19 protein-coding genes and 9 tRNA genes are annotated in these 22,363 nt (G+C 39.9%); 8 read left to right on the top strand and 20 right to left on the bottom strand.

Translation table 11 applies throughout. The annotated features are described in order from the left end of the window. The first annotated feature begins 183 nt into the window (after positions 1 to 183). The 5 genes from VJ09_RS13115 (at position 184) to VJ09_RS13095 (ending at position 6,592) form a co-directional block, all read left to right on the top strand. On the top strand, positions 184 to 1,053 hold the full coding sequence (locus VJ09_RS13115; protein ID WP_044642134.1) for a trypsin-like serine peptidase: 870 nt from the start codon (positions 184 to 186) through the stop codon (positions 1,051 to 1,053). A gap of 213 nt (positions 1,054 to 1,266) precedes the next feature. Then, entirely contained in the window at positions 1,267 to 2,178 is a 912-nt protein-coding gene (locus VJ09_RS13110; protein ID WP_044642133.1) for a trypsin-like serine peptidase, read from the top strand. A 243-nt stretch (positions 2,179 to 2,421) separates the two neighbouring features. Next, positions 2,422 to 3,090, top strand: a complete 669-nt coding sequence (locus VJ09_RS13105; protein ID WP_044642132.1) for a hypothetical protein — start codon at positions 2,422 to 2,424, stop codon at positions 3,088 to 3,090. 133 nt (positions 3,091 to 3,223) lie between these two features. After that, positions 3,224 to 4,021 (top strand): CPBP family intramembrane glutamic endopeptidase, encoded by a 798-nt coding sequence (locus VJ09_RS13100; RefSeq protein ID WP_230199154.1) that lies wholly within the window; start codon positions 3,224 to 3,226, stop codon positions 4,019 to 4,021. A gap of 273 nt (positions 4,022 to 4,294) precedes the next feature. Further along, positions 4,295 to 6,592, top strand: a complete 2,298-nt coding sequence (locus VJ09_RS13095) for a penicillin acylase family protein (RefSeq protein WP_044642131.1) — start codon at positions 4,295 to 4,297, stop codon at positions 6,590 to 6,592. 86 nt (positions 6,593 to 6,678) lie between these two features. Here the strand turns inward: VJ09_RS13095 and pepV are convergent, their stop codons facing one another. From pepV to VJ09_RS13065, 6 genes are all read right to left on the bottom strand, one after another. After that, positions 6,679 to 8,100: a dipeptidase PepV gene (gene pepV / locus VJ09_RS13090; RefSeq protein ID WP_407689991.1), complete on the bottom strand. Its 1,422-nt coding sequence runs from the start codon at positions 8,098 to 8,100 to the stop codon at positions 6,679 to 6,681. 61 nt (positions 8,101 to 8,161) lie between these two features. Then, the gene (locus VJ09_RS13085; protein WP_147635503.1) at positions 8,162 to 9,055 is read right to left on the bottom strand and encodes a hypothetical protein; all 894 of its coding nucleotides are present in this window, start codon (positions 9,053 to 9,055) and stop codon (positions 8,162 to 8,164) included. Positions 9,056 to 9,135: 80 nt separating this feature from the next. Beyond that, positions 9,136 to 10,134 carry an inorganic phosphate transporter gene (locus tag VJ09_RS13080; RefSeq protein WP_044642128.1) on the bottom strand — a complete coding sequence of 333 codons (999 nt, stop codon included), beginning with the start codon at positions 10,132 to 10,134 and terminating at the stop codon, positions 9,136 to 9,138. Continuing rightward, positions 10,127 to 10,747, bottom strand: coding sequence for a DUF47 domain-containing protein (locus VJ09_RS13075; protein WP_044642127.1), 621 nt, complete (start codon positions 10,745 to 10,747; stop codon positions 10,127 to 10,129). Before VJ09_RS13075 ends, VJ09_RS13080 begins: the two co-directional genes overlap by 8 nt. Before the next feature lie 254 nt (positions 10,748 to 11,001). After that, positions 11,002 to 11,337: a hypothetical protein gene (locus VJ09_RS13070; protein WP_044642126.1), complete on the bottom strand. Its 336-nt coding sequence runs from the start codon at positions 11,335 to 11,337 to the stop codon at positions 11,002 to 11,004. Next, on the bottom strand, positions 11,321 to 12,832 hold the full coding sequence (locus VJ09_RS13065) for a vWA domain-containing protein (RefSeq protein WP_044642125.1): 1,512 nt from the start codon (positions 12,830 to 12,832) through the stop codon (positions 11,321 to 11,323). The genes VJ09_RS13070 and VJ09_RS13065 overlap by 17 nt, the downstream gene beginning before the upstream one ends. 231 nt (positions 12,833 to 13,063) lie before the next feature. On the opposite strand from VJ09_RS13065, the gene mnmA reads away from it, so the two are divergent. Next, positions 13,064 to 14,170 (top strand): tRNA 2-thiouridine(34) synthase MnmA, encoded by a 1,107-nt coding sequence (gene mnmA / locus VJ09_RS13060; protein WP_044642124.1) that lies wholly within the window; start codon positions 13,064 to 13,066, stop codon positions 14,168 to 14,170. 55 nt (positions 14,171 to 14,225) lie between these two features. Here the strand turns inward: mnmA and VJ09_RS13055 are convergent, their stop codons facing one another. Beyond that, complete coding sequence (locus tag VJ09_RS13055; protein ID WP_044642123.1) at positions 14,226 to 15,098, bottom strand: NAD(P)-dependent oxidoreductase; 873 nt, start codon at positions 15,096 to 15,098, stop codon at positions 14,226 to 14,228. A gap of 88 nt (positions 15,099 to 15,186) precedes the next feature. Between VJ09_RS13055 and VJ09_RS13050 the strand changes: the two genes are divergently transcribed. Further along, the gene (locus tag VJ09_RS13050) at positions 15,187 to 16,422 is read left to right on the top strand and encodes a hypothetical protein (RefSeq protein WP_044642122.1); all 1,236 of its coding nucleotides are present in this window, start codon (positions 15,187 to 15,189) and stop codon (positions 16,420 to 16,422) included. A gap of 55 nt (positions 16,423 to 16,477) precedes the next feature. Here VJ09_RS13050 and VJ09_RS13045 read toward each other — a convergent pair. From VJ09_RS13045 to VJ09_RS13030, 4 genes are all read right to left on the bottom strand, one after another. After that, positions 16,478 to 16,554, bottom strand: a tRNA-Arg gene (locus tag VJ09_RS13045). Positions 16,555 to 16,586: 32 nt separating this feature from the next. Then, positions 16,587 to 16,663 (bottom strand) — tRNA-Arg (locus VJ09_RS13040). 66 nt (positions 16,664 to 16,729) lie between these two features. Beyond that, positions 16,730 to 16,806: transfer RNA gene (locus VJ09_RS13035), tRNA-Arg, on the bottom strand. Positions 16,807 to 16,819: 13 nt separating this feature from the next. Beyond that, a tRNA-Leu gene (locus tag VJ09_RS13030) sits at positions 16,820 to 16,906 on the bottom strand. A 151-nt stretch (positions 16,907 to 17,057) separates the two neighbouring features. Here VJ09_RS13030 and VJ09_RS13025 point away from each other — a divergent pair. Further along, positions 17,058 to 18,341, top strand: coding sequence for a GntP family permease (locus VJ09_RS13025; RefSeq protein WP_082050563.1), 1,284 nt, complete (start codon positions 17,058 to 17,060; stop codon positions 18,339 to 18,341). A 51-nt stretch (positions 18,342 to 18,392) separates the two neighbouring features. On the opposite strand, the gene VJ09_RS13020 is transcribed toward VJ09_RS13025, so the two are convergent. From VJ09_RS13020 to VJ09_RS12980, 9 genes are all read right to left on the bottom strand, one after another. Next, positions 18,393 to 18,463 (bottom strand) — tRNA-Cys (locus VJ09_RS13020). A gap of 13 nt (positions 18,464 to 18,476) precedes the next feature. Beyond that, positions 18,477 to 18,550: transfer RNA gene (locus VJ09_RS13015), tRNA-Trp, on the bottom strand. 10 nt (positions 18,551 to 18,560) lie between these two features. After that, positions 18,561 to 18,636 (bottom strand) — tRNA-Thr (locus VJ09_RS13010). A 10-nt stretch (positions 18,637 to 18,646) separates the two neighbouring features. After that, positions 18,647 to 18,719: transfer RNA gene (locus VJ09_RS13005), tRNA-Phe, on the bottom strand. A 5-nt stretch (positions 18,720 to 18,724) separates the two neighbouring features. Next, positions 18,725 to 18,817: transfer RNA gene (locus VJ09_RS13000), tRNA-Ser, on the bottom strand. Positions 18,818 to 18,923: 106 nt separating this feature from the next. Continuing rightward, a complete protein-coding gene (locus VJ09_RS12995; protein WP_044642121.1) occupies positions 18,924 to 19,475 on the bottom strand; it encodes a YcxB family protein in 552 nt (183 codons plus the stop codon). 293 nt (positions 19,476 to 19,768) lie between these two features. After that, positions 19,769 to 20,650 (bottom strand): hypothetical protein, encoded by an 882-nt coding sequence (locus tag VJ09_RS12990; protein WP_147635502.1) that lies wholly within the window; start codon positions 20,648 to 20,650, stop codon positions 19,769 to 19,771. A gap of 223 nt (positions 20,651 to 20,873) precedes the next feature. Next, complete coding sequence (locus tag VJ09_RS12985; protein ID WP_044642119.1) at positions 20,874 to 21,512, bottom strand: response regulator; 639 nt, start codon at positions 21,510 to 21,512, stop codon at positions 20,874 to 20,876. 3 nt (positions 21,513 to 21,515) lie between these two features. After that, on the bottom strand, positions 21,516 to 22,337 hold the full coding sequence (locus VJ09_RS12980) for a sensor histidine kinase (protein WP_044642118.1): 822 nt from the start codon (positions 22,335 to 22,337) through the stop codon (positions 21,516 to 21,518). Between the last annotated feature and the right edge of the window lie 26 nt (positions 22,338 to 22,363).

The raw sequence follows: 22,363 nt of genomic DNA, 5'->3' as shown, positions 1-22,363 counted from the left end.
GTCTTATTTGTTTTGGTGAAAAAAATAAGACAAACATCAAGTTGCTCTTAATTTCCAAACTATTATGTAATATGATAAAAAGCGTAAGAATGCACTCTCTGTTGATGGATGGGTGTTGCGCTAAGTGTACTGATGGTACGTTTAGCGCAACACCAAATCCATTAAAAAGAGAGGTAACGTAATATGTCTAAATTAAAAAAAGAAGATTTACGAGCAAGAGTGATGGATGTATTAAACAACAATCCGCTTCAAAATCAAGATAAATTAACACCATGTGATAACCAGCTTAAACGCCCTCGTATGAAAGGACCATGGTCGGAATTCCCAGACCACCGCGAAAAAGTATCTAGTAGAGTCCAAAACCAGCAGTCAGCAACTTGTTTCCTTCAAGGGGTCAGAACATGGAAAAACGAAACTCGAATTTATTACGGTTCTGCCTTTGCAGTGTCAAGCAGAGTTCTCGTAACAAGTGCTCATAATGTAATCCACGACAAAGGAATTGCTTTAAAAATTGCTGTTATTCCATCTCTAAAGGAACAACAAGATGATGCAGAAATCTTTGCAGTACAAAGCGCTCATGTCTTTCCCGATTACTATCGTTCCAACGACTACAACCATGACTTTGCAATTCTCATATTAAAAGAACCACTTCCTTCTACAGTAGGAAAGTACGCATTATTCCCAGAAGCTTTCGATCGCTTAGACACAAGCTCTCTAGTTTGTGAGAACTACTCCTATCCAGGAGACGATAAGCCACTATTTGAAATGTGGCGTGACAAAAGGCTAGTAACAAAGCAGGGGCAGACACTAATCACAACCAATCGCAGTGTTGCTGGACAAAGCGGATCACCAGTCTCGTTGGTAGATCACGATTTTGATTACCCACCTGCTATTGCGATTCACACATCTGTTATTGGGATACCTCTTAAAACAGGGAACATCGAGACTGCTTCTACCATGACCACAATAAACATGGAAAAAATCTTCTTCATACGAGATACACTCCAAGCTTGCTCATTGGACAACCAAATGTCTGAAATAGTTATCTATTAGGCATCCATTCTTACAAACCTAGACCAACTCGGTCTAGGTCTTATTTATGTTAATGAACAAAGTTAGAAGGATTCGAATTTGCACTTAATTTTAGAATTATTATGCCTTATGATAAGAATGTAAGAATTCCCTATTCAACTGATTGGGTGTTGCGCTAAGTCTGCATAGTAGATCTAGCGCAACACCTAATTCATTATGAAAGGGAGTTTGATCATGTTAAAAACGATATTCGCAATACCATTTATCGTAGTACTATTCGTTATATTTACTTTTGCGAGACCGTATCTAGCAGAACTTTTTCGATTATGGCATATGAACCGCGCACTAAAAAAACGAATAGAAGATCAAGTAATCTCCCAACTCCTGCAAGCTAAAAATAGTAGTAGTAACACAAAGACACATGATTCTAACACAATTTTTATTAACTTCTTGAGTCTTCGTGAAGATCATCGCAGACCAATCACCACATCTCATACACCAGAAGCTAAAGCTACTTGTCGTCTCACTTGGAGCGTAGATGATGGAGCGTCATACAAACCCTACCAAGCTACAGCATTTGTCCTTTCACCTAAGGTAGTCATAACCAATGCCCATTGCGTTCAAGCACTCGATAATGTAATACATCATCTTCAGATTATTCCTTCAATAAACGGACGGAAGTATCCAGTGGAACAAGCTTATATCTATCCAAGATATAATATTATTCCATCTATCAACCACGATCTTGCCGTTTTAGTTCTTCGCGAGGAGCTTCCTCGAGACATCGCAACTTTTGCACTATATCCAGATGCATTTTACCGCTTAGGACGTGAAGAATTACCATGTCATGTTCATGCATATCCAGGAGATAAAACCGAATACACCATGTGGCAAGAAAAACGAAATGTATTTCTCTCCCATCACCATCTCTATTCGTTTAGCTATGGTTTTCCAGGACAAAGCGGCGCTCCTATCGCACTCGAACAACACCCCTTTCCGATTCCAACTGTCATCGGAGTGGAACGTGGCGGGATCAAGTTTCAAGGAGTCCCTTTTTCTACAATGGTAAATCTAGAATCCAAACATATCGCTTTCATCCGAGAAGCTGTAGGAGAAGAACTATTTGCTGATATCGTAGTATACTAACATGATCCATTCTTATAAAACCTAGACCACCTCTGGTCTAGGTCTTATTTGTGTTAATCAATCATATATATTTTCTTTAAGCAGCTCAGATGTTCTCATACCTCATCAAACCTCATTGATCAAAGAATACTAGCTATCAGATAGAAGGAAATCCGAAGATTTGTAGAAAATTTAGCGAAGACCCTTCAATATTTTGAACGACTCCTCCATAATGAGAGGATGAATATATTATAGGGGGCTATTATGAAGAAAAGACGGAGCTTTCTATACTTATTTGCTAGATTTGTTGCCGTCGTCGTTGCAGCCTCCATTGGCTGGGCTCTATTTGTATATGGGCAACAATGGAACTATGGGAATAAAGGCGAACAACTCTACCTGATCGGTTCAAATGCAGCTTACGCAATCGTCTTTCTTTTTCTGCTCCTCACGTTCTGGCTGGTACTCTCTTTAGTATCATACCGACACCAGCCCAAAATTCTCAAACGGCGGTTTATCTGGTTTGCTGTTTTTTATCTTTTGGCAAGTCCACTCGTCATTTTATCGTTTGATAGTTATCTCTCCCTAACGAAAAAAGGGGTGCAATATAACGACTTTTTCACTTATGAGGGCAACCATATCATCAATTGGGATCAGATCGAAAAGGTTGAGATGGATTATTCAATCAAAAAGAAGCCAACCAAAACCCATCAAGATCTTCGGCTCAAATTTATCTTGGTATTGAAAAACAACAAACGATATGATCTCAACCATATTAATTCACCACTCTACTCCAAGGACCACTTTGTCAAGTTTGCCGAGATACTCCAAAATGTTCAGGTCCCGATTGAAATCGTCAAACCACTCCCAAAAGAATTTCAACCTAAACAGTCGTTTTATTATCAGTTATTTCAAATGCAAGCTCCTACTAATTGATAAAAGGAAGCGCTACTGATCAGCGCTTTCTTTTCTTTGTATAAAGGGTTGTATGAAAAATATTTGCTATTAAAATATAAAAATATATAAAACTGGTATAAAGTTTCTATTATATCAAACAGTAGGAGGAATTATGATAAATCAGCCTATACTCCGTAATATGATCTGTTTATGTTTGTTTGCATTTCTTCTTATTTTCACTCAGACAGATAACTATATCCTTTTAGCCATATTAGGTATTAGTGCTATTGTTCTTTTCTACCTATCCGATAAGCAGGTAAGGTTCTTTATCATTACCATTGCATCATTTGGTATCGGATTTTTTCTCTATTTGCAAGCCATTTCTACTTCGACCCTCGATGCTCAATCAAAGGAATTAACTATTTTCCTAAAAAGATTATCACTACTTTTCATAATATTACCCTTGGTCCTCGTTTCTTTTTTCAACAAACTACCATTCATCCAATATTGGAAAAAGCCCAAATGGAATGAAATGGTTTCTTTCCCTCTCATGTGGTCTGGTTTTCATCAAACCAAGATAAAGCATTTTCTTCTGATTGCGATTACGATTAACATATTGTCCTTTGCCCCTTTTATGGTCGTAAAGGGATGGGGATATTTTCAAGAAGTCTGGTTGATCGCACTTATTTTTCCCTTTACCAACGCCATTCTGGAAGAATTAATCTGGAGAGGAGTTCTATTAAGTCGTTTCTCAGAACAGTTTGGTGATAAATGGGCTGTTGTGATCACCAGCTTAGGATTTGGCTTGCAACACTATTCACTTGGCTTTTCGTGGGGTCTCTGTATCGCTTTTGCTACTGGAGGGTTCTTTTACGGAGCGTTAACTATTAAATCCGGCAGTATTTTCCCCACCATTATATGGCATATTGCGCTAAATATCTTAATGGTTTTTGGTGGTATGATCGTGTAGTTGAAAAACTAAAATTTAGATTGAAACAAGAGATATCCTCTGAGTGAGAGAGGATATCTCTTGTTTTATCTGTATATTTCAGAAAATAAGAAAAATATAATGCTACAATATATTGAAACCTATTTGTTACCCAGAATACTTTCAAATCCTTGACTAGTTGCTAGTCAGAGGAAATAATGCACACTACTCTAAAACCCAAAAGAGGTGAATATCATTCATACCAAGGCACCGTTATTTTTTAAGAGAAATAACTGGTTTAAATGGGCTCTTAGTATGCTAGCGATTTTGTTACTTACAACCACCGTTTTTGGTGCCAGTTTCTACTGGATGAATCAGAAACTTCCTCAAGTCGTAGGAGAGCTCACTATTTCTGGTCTGATGGCGCCAGTTCAAGTGATTCGTGATGAAAGAGGAGTTCCACACATTATTGCCCAAAATGATCACGATCTCTATCTTGCACAAGGTTATGTGACTGCCCAAGACCGTCTATTCCAAATGGATCTAAGCCGTAGACAAGCATCAGGACAGCTTAGTGAATTATTTGGAGAATCTGCACTAAATCAGGATAAATACTTTCGCACGTTAGGATTACGAAGAGCAGCAGAAGCCTCCTACCAAGCTTATTCAGACTCCTCCAAACAAATTTTGCAGTGGTACGCTGATGGGGTAAACGCCTTTATCCAACAAGGAAATCTGCCTGTTGAGTTTACATTGCTAAATTACCAGCCAATGAGATGGACTCCTATCGATTCCTTGACTATCGGAAAATTTATGGCATTTGAGTTAGGAGGACACTGGGAAGAACAAGCTTTTCGTTCGTATTTATTACAAACATTCCCAGAAGACAAAGCAAAAGAGCTGATGCCAACACATTCTTTAAACACCCCTACTATTATTCCAAAAGACGAGCTCGATTTGGCAAAAGCATTCGCTCATGTTACGACAAATAATCCACTTAACGGAAGCAATGACTGGGTGATCAGTGGTACCAAAACAGCTTCTGGTAAGCCAATCTTAGCAGATGACCCTCATCTCGGGCTAAACACCCCATCTATTTGGTATCAAACACATCTCCAAGGACCAGAAGTCAATGTAAGTGGTGTTATTTTTGCTGGTATCCCTGGTATTATCTTAGGGCATAACGAACATATCGCATGGGGAGTAACCAATACTGGTCCAGACGTTCAAGACTTATATATCGAAAAGCGCAATCCAGACAATCCAAATCAATTCCTTTATCAAAATCAATGGGAAACAGCAACGATCATCCAAGAACCGATCAAAGTAAAAGGAGAACCAACCGTCCCATATCAAGTGACCATTACACGGCATGGACCTGTTATCTCTGAGTTTGCTGATGAGGTTGGAAAGAATACGGTTCTCTCTCTCAAATGGACAGCGCTTGAGCCTTCTAAAGAACTAGAAGCAGTGTTAAATATGAATAAGGCAAAAAATTGGGAGCAATTCGAGAAAGCGTTAACCGATTTTCATGCTCCCATGCAGAATTTTGTATTCGCTAGTACTGATGGTACCATTTCTTACAAAGCAAACGGGAAGTTACCAATCCGTAAAAAAGGAGATAGCCTTCTTCCTGTCCCAGGTTGGACGGATGAATATGAGTGGACAGGATATGTACCATTTGATCAACTACCAAAAATAATCAATCCTAAACAAGGATTTATCGTAACAGCTAATAATAAAGTAATCGATGATTCTTATCCATACCACATTACACACAACTGGTTACTTCCCTATCGAGCCATGCGGATCACCGAAGTATTGCAAGGAAAAGAGAACATCACGGCAAACGAGATGCAACAATTGCAAATGGATGTAGTAAACATACAGGCTCGCGAATTAACACCTATTCTTCTGGAACGATTAGATCAAAAAAAGATGACTTCGTTGGAACAAGAAGGTTTTCATCAGTTACAAAGCTGGTCTTATGAGGATCAAGCAGAACTGGCATCCCCTCTAATTTATCATCGTTTGCTATATCATCTAGAACAAATCATTTTCCAAGACCAAATCACTCCAGAGATGATAAAACTCTTTCGTAATAAGGAGTTTGTACTAGATAGTTTGATTCGCAGAGCCCATCTTGGTCAGAACATCTCGTGGTTTGAAGAAAAACAGGGCTTTGATGCAGTAGTACAAAATGCTTTCACGAAAGCAATTAATGAGATTGTGACCTTACAAGGTACCCATAGCCAAGATTGGAACTGGGGAGATTTTCATCAAATCCAATTCAATCATCCACTCTCCGCCGCATGGTATCTATCCCCACTATACAGTGGAAGTAAAGTCTACCCTACTTCGGGTAGCCAACACACGGTGAAAGCGATGAGTTATGATCACAAAACAGGAATGGTATATCATGGAGCTTCGTGGCGCTATGTTATCGATATGGCAAATTCAACGGTTGCCTATCATATACTAGGTCCTGGTCAGTCGGGCAATGTTCTCAGTAGATGGTACGATAACCAAGCTGATGACTGGATTCTAGGCAAATATCATCCGGTCATCCTTCAAGAAACTTCTGGGAGAAAACTGATCCTCCAACCAAAATAGAAACACTTGATGAACACCAAAAAGAGACCTCCTTTCCATCCAAAAAGGAAGTCTCTTTTCTCTTTTGTTTCAATTCAGTCTGCACACTACTTTGCTAATTCATAGATTGCCTGTGCATAAATGGCCGTTGCGCGAAGTAGGTCCTCTACTTCAATAAATTCATCCGTTTGATGAGCCGTCTCCAGTTTGCCCGGGAACACAGGACCAAAAGCTACACAATTCTCTACAGCACGCGCATAAGTAGCTCCACCGATGGCAAGTGGCTTAGAACGATCTCCCGTGTGCTCTTCATATACTTGTTGCAAGGTTGCAACGAGTGGATGATCTTTTGCCAAAGCAAGTCCCTTTTTATGATCTACCTCGCCTACTTGAAGGCCATAAGTTGCTAGCTTCTGACGGATCGTCTCCAAAGCAACTCCCCCGTCTGCACTAAGTGGATAACGGATATTGATCCGTAACTTTTGCTCCACTCCCTGGGTATAGGAAAATACTCCTGCGTTTACCGTTAGATCTCCGAGTTCGGAGTCTTTGGCTACAATCCCTAGCTTTTCTCCTGCAAAACTGTCTACGAAGAGGTCGTTCATCATCTCAATATAACGTTTTCCTTGCGCATCTAGGAATACTGTTTGAAGGAAGCGAGCTAGTTCTAATGGAGCGTTTAACCCTTTTTCTGGCTCTGAACCATGGTGCCCACGACCCCGAATAAAAAATTTCACATCCTCATCGCTCTCCGTTGCATACCCTTGTAAGCGATTGGTGAGGAGAAAGTCTTGGAATTGTTCTTTTAATTCAAAGACATCCCCGTCTCCTACTAAAGAAGCTACCACTTGGTCCGAAACCATATTGACACGTTGACCTGCTTCAAACGATTGAAGAAGCCACTGTCCCTCTACTGCTTCTGCTGGTTCCAATGATCCCGAGGATTGAATATCATAAAAACCTTTTTCTGCGGCAATAAGTGGGAAATCTGCATCAGGGGTAAAACCTGCTTCCGGCTTTTCTTCTACTTGAAAATAGTGTTCCACACAACGCCACTTGCTCTCCTCATCCGCACCAAGAATCAAGCGAACTCGTTTTGACAGAGGCAGTCCTAATTCTTGAACGATTTTCATCCCATAGTAAGCAGCCATTGCTGGTCCTTTATCATCCACTGCTCCTCTAGCATACAGCTTGCCCTCACGAATCTCTGGAGCAAATGCCGGACTCGTCCACCCCTCATTTGCTGGGACTACATCCACATGTGCTAATACACCAATCAGACCCTCTCCCTGACCATGCTCGATATGTCCTGCATATCCATCCACATTCTTGGTTACAAAACCATCTCGTTTTCCTATATGTAAAAAAGAATCCAGTGCTTCTGCCACTTTCGGTCCAAAGGGAGCACCTGGTTTCGCATTCTCCTCATCTAGGGTACTTTCAATGGAAAGTAGGGCAAATAAATCCTGGAATAGCCCTTCTTTTCGTTTTTCTACTTCTTGTCTCCAATTAATCTGCATTTGTGTCATCTCCTATCGTATGTAAGCAGGGATTGTCTAAAATCTTACTCCTACTAATCCTAAATGACAACTAATTTACCTTTTTCATCTTCCGCCACTGCAACCAACCAAAGACGGCTACTGTAAACAAAATGAAAACAAGTGCCCCCAGTGGTATACTACCTGTTCTGTTCTCTAACTCACCTATATTACTTTTGGTAGTAGTGGCAGATGCCTTCTGAACATCCTTTGATGTACTCTCCACCTTTGCCACAGTAGTTTTGCTTTTCGTCTCCGGTACAAACTCCATTTCCAAAATCCTTCTCTGGTTCTCGATCTTGCCGATAAATTGGATTTTTCCCTTCACCTTTTGTGTTACATTGGCAAAACGATACGAAAAGTTAGACCGATTACTTGTTTCTGATTTTTCTTCCATCACTTTTCCCTTTTCATCTAAAAGGGTTACATTCCATTTTCCCTGTAGCTGATCCACTCCCAATATTTTTGCATCTATTTGAATCTCTTCCCCTGTTTGTACTGCAATCGTCTCTAGCCCAATTCGTCTAAACTCACACTTTTTTTCACTATAATATGGCTTACCATACACGATCCCTGAGAACTTCCAGATCGTTTCTAATGTACCGGGTCGCGTCCCCTGATCCACCACGGAGAAAGTCATACTCTGATCTTTTGTCTCTGTACGATTCTCTTGATCTTGGTACTCCCATCTCCCTTTTACCAATACCGACTTACCTTCTTTGGTTAGCTTGGCACTCATCAAGAGCTTTCCTGTCTGGGGTTGTATTTGACTACTACAAGTAATTACTACATTTTGTGACTCTTCTGCCTCCAATTGGACTGGAATACCAAAGAGCAAAAGGATTGTACAAAACCATAACCAACAACGCGTCATCACCATCACCTCAAAAAGTACATTTCCAATTAATTCCATACAAAGGAATGGGATGCCTTCTCCTGTACCCAAAAGTAGGAGTTTCTTCTACAACTAACTATCTCCATACAAAAAGGACCTTACCTAAGTAAGATCCTTTTCGTACTACAACTCTACTCAAACACACGTAAAATAAGGTAAAATACATATCCCATAAGAGCAGTTCCAGGCAAAGTCAGAACCCAAGCATAAACGATTTTCGTCGCTACTGCCCAGCGAACACTTCGAATACGCTCTGCTAAACCTACTCCAATGATCGATCCAGTAATGGTGTGTGTTGTACTAACTGGTACACCCACATGCGCAATGGTTGTAAGAAGAGTAGCTGCCGCTGTCTCTGCTGCAAATCCTTGTGGAGTTTCTAAACGACTCAGTTTACTACCAATAGTTTGGATGACCTTCCAACCTCCAACTGCCGTACCAAGTGCCATCGCTAGTCCTGCTGATAAAATGACCCAGAACGGAATGGTATAGTCACCACTTTCCTGAATACCACCAATCATAAGTGCCATTACGATGATTCCCATTGCTTTCTGAGCATCAGCAGCTCCATGACTAAAGGCCATAAATGCGGAAGAGGCAATCTGAAGCGGACGGAATAGCTTTTTGGTTTTGGAAGGGTTGCTTCTTTGGAAAAGAACCCGAATTAACTTCATCAAGAGAAATGCCAATAATGCACCTAACACAGGAGACGCAATCAAGCCGATCAAAATCGTGATAATACCATCTACATGTAAAACAGCAGTACCTTTAAAAGCAATCGCAGCACCAACCAAGGAGCCAATCAGAGCGTGGGAGGAACTGGTCGGAAGTCCTAATAGTACGGTGACTACGTTCCAAATAATGACCGCTAAAAGTGCGGAGACCAACACAAGTAGCGTAATAATCTCTGTCTGTACAATATCTTTCCCGATTGCCTTTGCTACTTCTGTAGAGAAAAATGCCCCTACTAGGTTGAGAATAGCAGCCATCCCAATTGCGACTCCTGGAGAGAGAGTCCTTGTCCCAACCACTGTCGCGATCGCATTGGCTGTATCATGCCATCCATTGGTAAAATCAAATACAAGTGCTAGTATGATTACAATTATTACTAAGTAAAATGGATCAAACATACTTCATGACCACGCTTTCTAACACGTCGGTCAGATCCTCAAAAGTATCTGTCACATTTTCTAGTTTCTCGTAGATTTCTTTCATTTTCATTAATTCAATTGGGTCTTTCACATTCGCAAAGAGGTTCCCAACTGATTCACGCATTAATTTATCTGCTTCATCTTCAATGGAGTTGATCTCAATAGAGGCCTTCCGTAATGTCGCAAAATCTTTCTTCTCCAATGCAACAAATGCCTCTTGCACTAGATGAGCTGATTTTTCTATTAGTTCTGCAAAGCGAACCAAAGTAGGAGTTGTCTGAGTTACATGGTAGTAGCTAAAACGTGCAGCACAAGCTTCTAATCCATCCAGTACATCATCCAGTTTTGATGCTAACTCGTAGATATCTTCTCGATCCATAGGAGTGACAAAGGTCTGGTTTAATTCACGGATAATTAAATGCGTATAGCTATCTCCTTTGGATTCCAGTTCCTTGATCTTTTCCGCATAAACTTCTTTTTCGTGAAGTGTCTCTACATTCTCCCTGAACAATTGAGCAGCTTCCACGATGTTGTATGTAGCATCTATTAACGTCTGGTAGAACAAACGATCTTTCGAACGGAAAAATAACAAAGTATTTCCTCCTTATATCCACTTAACAAATATTTTAAGAAAATTACATAAAAACGTTTATGATTCTTCATAAACCTTTCTTAACTTAGCAAATAATATTTACCTAGTAAAGAAAAACTTCGAAATAAGTTCTTATTATTACAGTATTTAAATTTTGCAAGTGCTTTTTTATTAAGTTTTTGTTAAGATGATCTTTTTCACTCAGATTGCACAAAAAAATACTTCTCCCTATCATTTGTAGGGAGAAGTATTTTTTATCCATGTACATTTGCTCCAAGGTATTCCCCTTGAATGGTTTGATACAGCAGATTGAGGTCAAAAATCTGACTAGATATCTCATTCATCGCCTCAATTAGTGTGTCAAACCCATCTAGATCAGCAGCTTCTTGGAGTAATTGGAACTTATCCATATACAATATCTCACACCGTTTGATCTGTTCTGGTATTTGGGAGGCAACTTTTTGACATCCTAACTCAAAATCCGCCTGTACTTCTAATGGCATTTTCTCATACTCACAATAAAGTTTAGGAATCGGGAGTTGAAGCCTTTTATCAAAAGAGAATTGGTAGTAGTTATTGGCTAATGTCATCTTCGATCATCCTTGGAAAAGATTCCTGGTCCTTTTCAAACTTCAATGTATTCTCTAACTCGATCCGTCGTTTCTCTAAACCCTCTTTAGATGGGCTTGGTGGTGTTTCTTCCACTACTTTTTTAGAGAAGGTTTCATACTCTGTTGCTAATTTCTTCTCTAACTCAATATGTTGAGACTCTAGATGCTCTTCCAAACCTTCTTCACGCTCTTGGATCCATTGCTGAATCGTTTTGTAATCATTTTGCGCGATTAGCTTTCGTTGATAAATATAACGATTCGCTTCGGTGAGACGGTCATTTTCTGTCTCTACTACTTGTTCTAACAACTCATGCTCATCACTTAGTTCCTGATCAGCAGAGCTATACTCATGAGTAATCTCCTCGAGAGCTCGATCTTGCCATCTTCTTTGAGTGAGGGAAACCGAGTTTTTCTGGTGATCTAGTGCTGCTTGCAAATCTTGTTCATTTCGAATCACATCGAAGTCGCCACCGGTTTCTTGGGCAAGCGTTTGTAAAGATTGTTTCTCTGAATCGCTTGGTTGCACTGCCATAATATCGATCTTTGCTTGCTTAATTTCCTTCAGTTGTTCCACAGACTGCTTTACATTACCCCCACAGTTATCCATACCGTCTGTAAACAGAAGAATCTTTTGATCAGTATTTGGAGCAGGAATAAAGTTATCAGGGGAATTCAATGCCTTTGATAGTGGCGCATATCCTTTGGCGTCTACTTGTGCAAGTGCAGAGGCTAATTGATCAGGTGTAAAAGTAGCATTCTGATAAACAATTTCATCCCCTTGGCAAGAAATTTGCTTCTCTTCTTGCTTACTCGATCCTTTATGACCATATACCTTGAGAGTAACCATCGTTCCTTTAGGAAGCGTCTGTATAAACGATGTTAGTTTCTCTTTTACCAGATCAATTTTTCGCTTCCCCTCCATCTTAGCTGCCATTGATCCACTGGCGTCTAGGATGATTGTCACATGGGTAGGCTTAGGAGTCGGCGCAACAACAGTCTGAATATGGGCGGGGGGATCTTGACTTCCTGCCTTCCGATAATGGTCGAGATGAAGTGAATAATTTGGCTGATAAATAGAACGATATCGTTCCATTTTTTTCTTGTAGCCTTCTCCTACCAAACCTAGGATATAATTATATACTTGCTCATTATCTCCTTTAGGCATTTGTTTCAGCGAATCGTGTACCTTTGTTAAGTTGTACTGATCGCCAGCATATTTGCCTGACCCGTCGTCTAACAGAATATCTTCCAGAAGACGGGAATTGGTAGGAGCTTTTGGTTCATTTTTCGATTTGGTTTCAGACTCTTTGTTTGATTGAGATGGTGTTTTCTCATCTGGGATGGCTTGTAGCTCTACCTTCTCAATTTGATTTCCTGTATTTGATTCGATATGCTTAGTTACGGCGCTACAGCCACCAAGAAAGACGGCTGAGCCTAAGAGTACGGTAAAAAGGGGCGCACGAACTTTGTGCATAGCTTCTCCTTTCCTCGCTTAGTTTCTAAGATATGCGATCAAAAGAGTTTGTTCCCTTTAGCTTACTGAAAGCAGTTTAATTTGACAATTGCTTTTCCCAAAGCGTTGTTATGTTTTCACAAAGGAACCGAACAAAGACAGTTCTATCCTTTGGATATTTCACTTTTTCATTTGATAGGACTATTATGAACAATATAGATTCTAGTTTAGTCTCATAGAAAGGGGATTCCTATGACAAAATTAGGAAATGGCAAGCGTGTAGTCGTAGGGATGTCTGGTGGAGTAGATTCCAGTGTTTCTGCTTACCTACTTAAAGAACAAGGTTATGATGTAATCGGGCTCTTTATGAAAAACTGGGATGATACAGACGAATGGGGTCACTGCACCGCCACCGAAGATTTTGAGGACGTAAGAAGAGTCTGTCAGCAAATCGGCATCCCTTATTATTCCGTTAACTTCGAAAAGGAGTATGGAGAAAAGGTATTCCAATATTTCTTGGATGAATACAAACAAGGACGAACTCCCAACCCAGACATTATGTGTAACCGTGAAATCAAATTTGGTGAGTTCTTACAAAAAGCATTGGAACTCGGTGCTGACTATGTAGCAACAGGGCACTATGCTCAGATGCTTGAACAAGATGGACAACGCTACTTGGCTAGAGGGAACGATCCAAATAAGGACCAAACCTATTTTCTGTATGCAGTCCTAAAAGAGCAATTTCAAAACGTGCTCTTCCCAATCGGGCATTTGTCCAAACCAGACGTTCGAAAAATAGCCGATGAGCAAGGTTTATCTACCGCACGAAAAAAAGATAGTACTGGTATCTGCTTTATTGGAGAGCGCAATTTCCGAGAGTTCTTGAGCCAATTCCTTCCTGCACAACCAGGTGAAATTCACACGTTGGAAGGCGAAGTGGTAGGAAAACATGATGGACTCATGTATTACACACTTGGCCAACGTCAAGGGCTAGGCATTGGTGGTGGAAAAGGAGTTTCTGGACAAGCATGGTTCGTGGTAGGGAAAGATTTAGAGAACAATGTATTGCTCGTAGCCCAAGGGCATGATCATCCTGCCCTCTACTCAGATGGATTATATGCCAATCAGCTTAACTGGCTAATTCCAGAAACACCAACAGAACCATTTACCTGTACAGCTAAATTCCGTTATCGACAAAAAGATCAAGAAGTAACCGTCATTCCACAAGACAACGATACAGTACAAGTTATATTCAAAGAACCACAACGCGCTGTTACACCTGGGCAATCTGCCGTCTTTTATCAAGGTGATTTCTGTATCGGTGGTGGCATCATCGATCGTACCTATAAAAATTCTTAATATCGACCTAAATAGAAAACCTCCAAGTCTTGTTACTTGGAGGTTTTTAGTTTGTTTACTTAGATTGTTGCATGAGTTCAGCAAATATGGCAGAAAGATCTAATTCACCTAATCCATGATTCATGGCAGCAATATAAGCCTGATTTGTTGCCGAAGTAGCTGGTAAAACACTTCCATTCTTTCTCGCTTCTTCTAATATTAACCCAAAGTCATTATACATATGTTTTAGTGCAAACATCGTTTCATAGTTTTCATCTAGTAATAGCTCTTTTTTAAATTGTAAAAAAGGAGCTCCGACTGCTGCATCTCCTAGCATTTCCAAGACAGTAGATCGATCTAAACCCGCCTTCTGTGCAAGTACAAGTGATTCCGCTAGCCCCTGCATATACATTCCCATCATTAAATTGACGACTAGTTTTGCTTTGGCACCACTTGCAGCTGCTCCGAAATAATAACTAGCTTTCCCTAGTGCTTGGAAAACTTCTTTGGACTGCTCATATACTTCTTTCTTTCCTCCCACTAGAATCACCAAGTTAGCAGATTGAGCAGCATTCGAGCTACCCGAAACCGGCGCATCCAACCATTCTATTCCTTTTTCTTCTGCCTGTTTGGCTAACTGACTCGTTAGGTCTGGTGAAACAGTACTCATATTAATACAGATCGTTCCAGGTGTAACATAAGTCGCGATTCCGTCTTCCTTCGCCCACATCTCAGCTACTGCTCGATCATCTGACAACATCAAAATGACGATTTCCTTACCTCGTACTGCCTGTTCTAAACAATCTGTTGTATGTACACCTTGACTTTGTAAATGGGTTAGTTTTGCTTTTGTTCGATTATATGCGGTAACGTGAAAACCAGCATTTTGTAAATTAAGTACCATTGGTTCTCCCATCATACCTATTCCAATAAACCCGATTTTTCTCATAGTAGAATCTCCTTTATAAAAAAATACTTGCGAAATTTACAGAATTTAGTAAAATTATGGTAAATTTTGTTGAAAGGATCGAACATACGTGCGAAATAACTATCAACTTGAAACAAATCCCCTTACCGATTTGGAAGTACTCGAAGATGATTTCTTAGGAGAAGAAGAACCCACTCCTAAATGGTTTACACGTCCTATCCCCATCATGATAATAGCCCTAATCTGTTTTGGAATCTACCTTGTATTCCGTTTCTTTTCCCTCCCTACTGATTTAGAAAAAAATCAATCTCCTATAGAAGGGGTTGCCATTAATCCCACTATACCCTCTACTCATGCTTATCAATCAAAACCAACCTACGTACCAGAGTTTGCGATCCAGCCTTCATCCTCTGCAATTCGCCAAGAGAACCAACCAGACAAAGCTATTAAACCAACAGAAGAGAAGAAAGTAGCATCGAACACATCAAAAGATCCTACACCAACAAATAAGAAGCCAACAGACAAGGAAAAACGGTCTGCCAATATACCTCCAAACCTAAAGCATCCCTCTGTACAAAAAGATAAAGAAACTACATCTGATAAACCTCCATCAGAACAAACCTCTCCCAAGCCTAATCATGAGGGAGATAATACTAACCAAACACAAGATAGATTGCATTTATACAAGGAAAATCGGAACCACTCCACCACACCAATCGACAACTCTACATTCAACTTAGGTAAACCAGATAACTCTATGTCGACTCTTAGTTCACCAGAGGATTCTTCCCAAGAAGTACCCAAACATCATGATCCAGTTTATTACTTATATACAAGCAGACATCCAGAAAACCGATTGCAATCATCTATTTCAGATTCCCATCAATTTCACAGTATTCTTATAGTATCTTCCCTTGGTGATCAAATATTAGATTGGTCTGATATCAAAAAGACAGAACAATGGTTGGAGAATATTGTCGAATTGACTTTGCAAAATCAAAACCCTGCTGTTTATCTAGCTATAAACCTTACTATTCCGAACTCCGTATGGCAACAGCTTCAAAATAAGCTTGCTATACATCACAAAGTATTAGGAGCAGTCTTTACATCAACGGACCATCCAGATTTAACAAATAAGATAGCTTCATTTCAAGCATTGGGAATTCAGCATTTTTTATTCTTACCACAAGAGAAGACAAGCCTTCAGTTCAAAGTAGATAACACTTCTCAAGACTTATCTAGTTTCTTAGCCTATCTCCACTCTATCTCGTTTTGGAAAGAACATGATCAAGGAAAAGAAACCACTAAAGCCCGATCTTCCACGATGGACCCCAATGATCCTTAATCAAGGCAATAAAAAAAAGCACTTGCTAGGTACTAGACCTGACAAGTGCTTTTTTTGGCGTGCCCTGGAAGATTCGAACTCCCGACCTTCTGATCCGTAGTCAGACGCTCTATCCAGCTGAGCTAAGGGCACATACTATTTAAGTTGTAAAGTAAAAATATTGGTGGCGTACCCTGGAAGATTCGAACTCCCGACCTTCTGATCCGTAGTCAGACGCTCTGTCCAGCTGAGCTAAGGGTACGCATCGGTTACTTATTATAACTGCTAACTTCAAATAAGTCAAGATTTCTTCTCTAAAAAGAGAAATTGGCGTGCCCTGGAAGATTCGAACTCCCGACCTTCTGATCCGTAGTCAGACGCTCTATCCAGCTGAGCTAAGGGCACATATCTTATTTTATGGTGCGGATGAAGGGACTCGAACCCCCACGACCTCTCGGCCACTAGCACCTGAAGCTAGCGTGTCTGCCAATTCCACCACATCCGCTCAGAACTATTTGTTCTTGGCGACAAGAAACAATATATCATGGATAGAATACTTTTGCAAGCCTTTTTTACAAAATGGATTTATCTATATTACATCGAACTTTTTTTACGAAACAGCAATACATTCACTATAAGAGAAAGGACTTCACAGTATGTTGCTTATTGTACTAGCGTTGCTACTACTAGTTGGATTTATCTATGTTGGTTGGTCCCTCATCTGGGTTGCACCTATGCTTACCTTTATTGTCGCATTAGTTGCTGGACTAAACCCTCTTACCACTTTTACAGATGTTTATTTAGGTGGGTTGGTTTCCTTTTTCAAATCTTGGTTTCCTGTCTTTTTTCTAGGGTCCATCTTGGGAGCTTTGATGGAGTCTACTGGTTCGGCTAGAGAAATAGGGAAAGCTCTCTCTCGCCTATTGGGAAACAAGCGCGCCATTCTTGGGGTTCTATTGAGTTCCGCTGTTCTAACCTATGGTGGGATCAGTCTATTTGTCGTGATTTTCGCTCTCTATCCTCTTGCTTATCCATTGTTTCAGGAGGCTAATATTTCCCGTAGATTGATACCTGCTGTCATTGCCCTGGGTGCATTTACGTTTACAATGACCGCAATACCTGGATCTCCTCAAATTCAAAACCTAATTCCTACTAAATATTTTGCTACCACTCCAACTGCTAGTCCTTGGCTTGGTACACTAGCAGCCATCATCATGGCAGTCACAGGATATTGCTATTTGGTGTGGCGTGAAAAGCAACTCCGTAGGAGAGGAGAAGGATTTACAGAAACACAGGAGGTCAAGAATCTAGATGCTACAAATCCATCCAATAGCGCAATCCGATCATTTCTTCCACTCTTAATGGTCGTAATCAGCTTAAACTTATTCCATTGGAACATCGTCTATGCACTCGGTTCTGGAATCCTTTTGCTAATTCTGCTACAACTATCACACTATCGTCGATTTATTCCTTCACTCAATGAAGGAGCTCGTAACTCAATTATCGCTCTTGTAACCACTAGTTCGGCCGTAGGATTTGGCTCAGTAGTCACGTCATTACCCACCTTCCCAAGAATATCTAGACTGCTCCTAACTAGCGGAGGGTCGAATGTATACTTTTCCCTCTCTATCGCCATTATTGTCATGGCAGTGATCACAGGCTCCGCATCAGGGGCGTTAAGTATTGCTCTAGACGCTTTAGGAGCTCAGTATCTACAATTAGCTAAATCGACCGGAATTCATTTAGATTCCTTACATCGGATTGCCACTCTCGCATCTGGTGCCATTATTCCTCCACATAGTGGTGGGATTATCACCTATCTAACGGTAACCGGTTTTACGCATAGACAAGCCTATCCAGATTTAGCTGTTGTCTGTGTTTTAATTCCTACGATCGCTTTCCTTATCAGCCTATTTCTCGTGACGATGGGTATTTTTTGACACAATATATAACAAAAAAAGTCTCCCATAAAGGAAGACTTTTTTAAAGAAAGGCGGCACCCGGACTCGAACCGGGGGTAAAGGTTTTGCAGACCTCTGCCTTACCACTTGGCTATGCCGCCATAAAATGAAAAATGGCAGGGGCAGTAGGAATCGAACCCACACTGGAGGTTTTGGAGACCTCTGTTCTACCGTTAAACTATGCCCCTACACAAAAAATGGTGCCGGCTACAGGACTTGAACCCGTAACCCCCTGATTACAAGTCAGGTGCTCTACCAATTGAGCTAAGCCGGCCCATTAAAAGTGGCTCGGGACGGAATCGAACCGCCGACACGAGGATTTTCAGTCCTCTGCTCTACCGACTGAGCTACCGAGCCATATATGGCGGAGAGAGAGGGATTCGAACCCTCGAGACGGAGGTTACCGCCTACACGATTTCCAATCGTGCTCCTTCGGCCAGCTCGGACATCTCTCCACGTTGTTGTTGTGTTTGTTTGTGTCGTGCTCATCAGCACAAGATATATATTATATTCTTTGCGAGAGAATGTCAACAGGTTTTTCTATTTTTATTTTATCTTTTTTTATTGAGTAATTTTCTCTGCTATTAACAAACGAAACTCGGCTTGTTGTTGTGGAGGAATAGCATGTTTCGGGATAATTAATGCTGTTCGATCCTGAATATGCAGTTGTTGCTCTAGAACAAATTTAGGCATAGGTGAAAATGATGGATCACGATAATCTTGTAAAAATAAATAGAAATACTCTTTCGTTTCCTTCCAACGTTTCATTGTATGCCATTCATAAAAATTTACCTTGATCTGTGTAATCTCTTTTAAGCCCTCTTCTTCTGTATAAATCTCTATTAAACCCAGTCGCTTATACCGCTTTTGAAAATCTTTTCTCGTTTGATAGTTGCTATACCAAGATATAGCTATAAAGAACACCATAATCGCAACGAAACTACTGACGAGTATCAGCCAAAGCGTTGTTTGCAGGCCATAAAGAACTCCTGAGACTACGACACCGAATATACCAGCCCCTAAAAGCGGATAAAGAAAACTAGGAAAAGTTCTCTGCTTCCAATTAGCATATTTTACATAATCATCTACCGTCAATTCAAATGAAAAAGTCATCTTCGTATCCTTTCTCGTTTACCCGTACTATCTCCATTATAGGGTCTTCTAGGGAACTAGTTATAGCTATCCATTATGACTCTAGTTATAAAACAATTTTAGCCGACATGTACACCATTTTTCAATAAATGATGCTATTGTTCCACCGACAGATCTTACTCCGATTAAAAGACAGTTACCTACTCATTTCCTTAATTAAAAAATCCTTATAAAAATAAGACAACCCAGACCTTTTGAAAAAGTTCTGAGTTGTTTGGACCCCTTATCAGGATCAATATTCTTATTTGTCCTTTTTAATACAGTTTTTGAATCTCGGCAAGATGAAGATTGTAAACTTGTTGTTTACCCCCTTCTCTGTATTTGAAGGCGCCAGATTCGAAGTTGATATAGATATCATCTTCGACCCGTTCAATCTCCTGCGACATAGAGTACATAGGTACGAATTTTACTAGTTCATCTATTCCCAATCCTTTATAGACCAACAAGGAGCTATCACCTTGTCTTCCATAAGAACAGCTGTAAAAAACATAATCACCGTAAAATTCCATCCCTTGAACCTTGGCTGGAGTTGTATACTGCTTTCTACTCTTTATTTTTAGTTCATCATCACCATTAAATGAGTATCTATGAACAGTGCCGTTGGTATTTGGATTAAATTCACCAACCCATAACCTTTTGCCATCGTAGCTTACATAAGATGCTTTATGGTTCAAATGATAAATTTTGGTGGGGAAAAGTTTTTTCGTTTCTTCATCAACTACATCATCTATTTTATATTGGAGTAGTAAATTTTTTCCCTTCTCAGTAGATGCTACAAAAAGTGATTCCTTCGAAACAGCTATACCACCAACATGTCCTTGATGATCTGTACAGACGTCGAATATATTCTTCTCGTTATTGCACAACTGTAATTGCTTCAAGAAATCTCCAGATTGGCGATCAACCGTCATAATTACACTTGCACGGCCTTTTTCCCCGCTCCAGTAATAAGACAATAGCAACCAGTCTTCTTTTTTAAGATAAGTCAATCCTTGTGGAACCCACTTATGCTTCTCGCCAGAAATCTCTGGTAGCTTTGGACCTACTTGCAAGTACTCAGAAGGAGACGGATTGCTAGGTACTAATGTTAAAATAATTACAAAAAATATTAGTACAGACATTTTTATTTTTCTCAACAAGGTGATAACCCCCCTTTCTTAAAGGATTTTAAAAAGGACAATAAGATGTAGTAAATAACTCTTTATTCAATAAAATTATTTACTACTAATAAATATACTACAGTACAAATGTATTCACAGCCTATTTTCAATTAATTCAATCTTTATTAAAAGATTAGTATCTGGTATAACACATATAAAACCACACCAACTTATAGAGTGGTTTTATATGTGTTCTTCTTTACACTAAGTGATGTTCAAATGCATATTTTGTAAGTTGAACTCGATTATGCAGATGTAATTTTTTCATAATGTTTTTCAGATGATTTTTAACGGTATGCTCTGAAATATGTAACTCTAGACTTAACTCTTTATTACTCAAACCACTTGCAACTCCCTTTAAAACCTGTATTTCTCTAGCAGTGAGATTAGCTAGCTCATCTCTAGTAGGACTAGAAAATTCCTTTAGAATTTGGTGAGCGACACTGGTGGGCATAGGAGACTCATCGAGTGAAATGGAGTGTAAGTATTCTAACCAGATACTAGGATCTAAATTTTTAATTAAGTAACCCTGCGCTCCACGCTTAATTGCTTCAAAAAGATCCGAAATATCATCGGAGACCGTAACCATGACAATTTTCAGCTGAGGATACTGCTCTTTTAACAATTTCGTTGCCTCTAATCCGTTGATTTTCGGCATATTGATATCCATTAACACAATATCAGCATGTAAAGTCTCCATCAGATCCAAAACCTCTTGACCGTCTTTTGCCTCTCCTACTATTTCAAAATGATCATCTTGTCCCAAAATAAGCCGCATTGCTTGCCTAGCATGATGATGATCATCTCCTATTAAGATACGAATTGGTTTATGCTCCATCTTTTACATCCTTTTCGCTAGTTTTAATATTGTTTCTTGTCCATCGCGATAAAGAATCAAATCTGCTACAATATCTGCTGCTCGTTCCTTCATAATTTGCACCCCATAGCTGTCAGGGGGGCCAGACACGCCTGATAAACCTACTCCATCATCCACAACAGTCATGACCCAGCTCTCTTTATTTCCGATCCAATCCAACCGAACATTCTTTGCCTCTGCATGTTTGCGAACATTGGTAAGAGCTTCTTGTAAAATAGAAAATACCTCTGCTTTTTCTTTCGCTGTTAACGACAAATCTACTTCTTCCAATTTTATATTGGTATGAAATTCTAATCCTGATTCTAAGCGAAATGCCTCAAACATGTTCAGCATTTTTGTTTTCCAATCTAAAAATACATTCTCTTTTTTGAGGTTCTGGATAAAGTAACGAACTGATTCATGGACTTGTCTAATCAGTTTTTCTAATTCTATACATGCTTTGTCTTCTGTACGTTTTTTGAACATATTTAACTGAACGGAGCACAAGAACAAAGACTGTGCGATCCCATCGTGTAAATGGCGAGCAATTCGTTCTCGTTCTTGTAACACTTCTTTCTCTGCCCGTTCTGTTTCTAATTGTTGTTGAAAAGAATCATATAGTTGAAACAAGTTCCTACTGAGGGTAACATTGATCAAAAAAACAATAATAGGTGTCATGAAGTTCCCTGCTTCCATGGATAGGTAGGGGAGTAAAAACTCATGGCGGATATGCTCCCAAATCCCGATCCCTAAAGCAGGAACAAGTAGAATAAGCCATTTAATAGTATGAATAGAACGATCCGACATGTGTATACCTCCAAATTTTGTCCTTC

Origin of the sequence: Risungbinella massiliensis (assembly GCF_000942395.1) — a bacterium.
GTDB lineage: Bacteria > Bacillota > Bacilli > Thermoactinomycetales > Thermoactinomycetaceae > Risungbinella > Risungbinella massiliensis.
Note: the sequence above shows the minus strand (reverse complement) of the source record. Positions and strands in the feature narration are given on the sequence as shown.

Bases quoted from the DNA above. Each gene is read 5' to 3' on its own strand.
- VJ09_RS13105 (WP_044642132.1), top strand. From the start codon at position 2,422: ATGAAGAAAAGACGGAGCTTTCTATACTTATTTGCTAGATTTGTTGCC.
- VJ09_RS13100 (WP_230199154.1), top strand. From the start codon at position 3,224: ATGATAAATCAGCCTATACTCCGTAATATGATCTGTTTATGTTTGTTT.
- VJ09_RS12995 (WP_044642121.1), bottom strand. From the start codon at position 19,475: ATGACTTTTTCATTTGAATTGACGGTAGATGATTATGTAAAATATGCT.
- pepV (WP_407689991.1), bottom strand. From the start codon at position 8,100: ATGACACAAATGCAGATTAATTGGAGACAAGAAGTAGAAAAACGAAAA.
- VJ09_RS13080 (WP_044642128.1), bottom strand. From the start codon at position 10,134: ATGTTTGATCCATTTTACTTAGTAATAATTGTAATCATACTAGCACTT.
- VJ09_RS13110 (WP_044642133.1), top strand. From the start codon at position 1,267: ATGTTAAAAACGATATTCGCAATACCATTTATCGTAGTACTATTCGTT.
- VJ09_RS12980 (WP_044642118.1), bottom strand. From the start codon at position 22,337: ATGTCGGATCGTTCTATTCATACTATTAAATGGCTTATTCTACTTGTT.
- VJ09_RS13055 (WP_044642123.1), bottom strand. From the start codon at position 15,098: ATGAGAAAAATCGGGTTTATTGGAATAGGTATGATGGGAGAACCAATG.
- mnmA (WP_044642124.1), top strand. From the start codon at position 13,064: ATGACAAAATTAGGAAATGGCAAGCGTGTAGTCGTAGGGATGTCTGGT.
- VJ09_RS13095 (WP_044642131.1), top strand. From the start codon at position 4,295: ATGCTAGCGATTTTGTTACTTACAACCACCGTTTTTGGTGCCAGTTTC.
- VJ09_RS13065 (WP_044642125.1), bottom strand. From the start codon at position 12,832: ATGCACAAAGTTCGTGCGCCCCTTTTTACCGTACTCTTAGGCTCAGCC.
- VJ09_RS13115 (WP_044642134.1), top strand. From the start codon at position 184: ATGTCTAAATTAAAAAAAGAAGATTTACGAGCAAGAGTGATGGATGTA.
- VJ09_RS13025 (WP_082050563.1), top strand. From the start codon at position 17,058: ATGTTGCTTATTGTACTAGCGTTGCTACTACTAGTTGGATTTATCTAT.
- VJ09_RS12985 (WP_044642119.1), bottom strand. From the start codon at position 21,512: ATGGAGCATAAACCAATTCGTATCTTAATAGGAGATGATCATCATCAT.
- VJ09_RS13070 (WP_044642126.1), bottom strand. From the start codon at position 11,337: ATGACATTAGCCAATAACTACTACCAATTCTCTTTTGATAAAAGGCTT.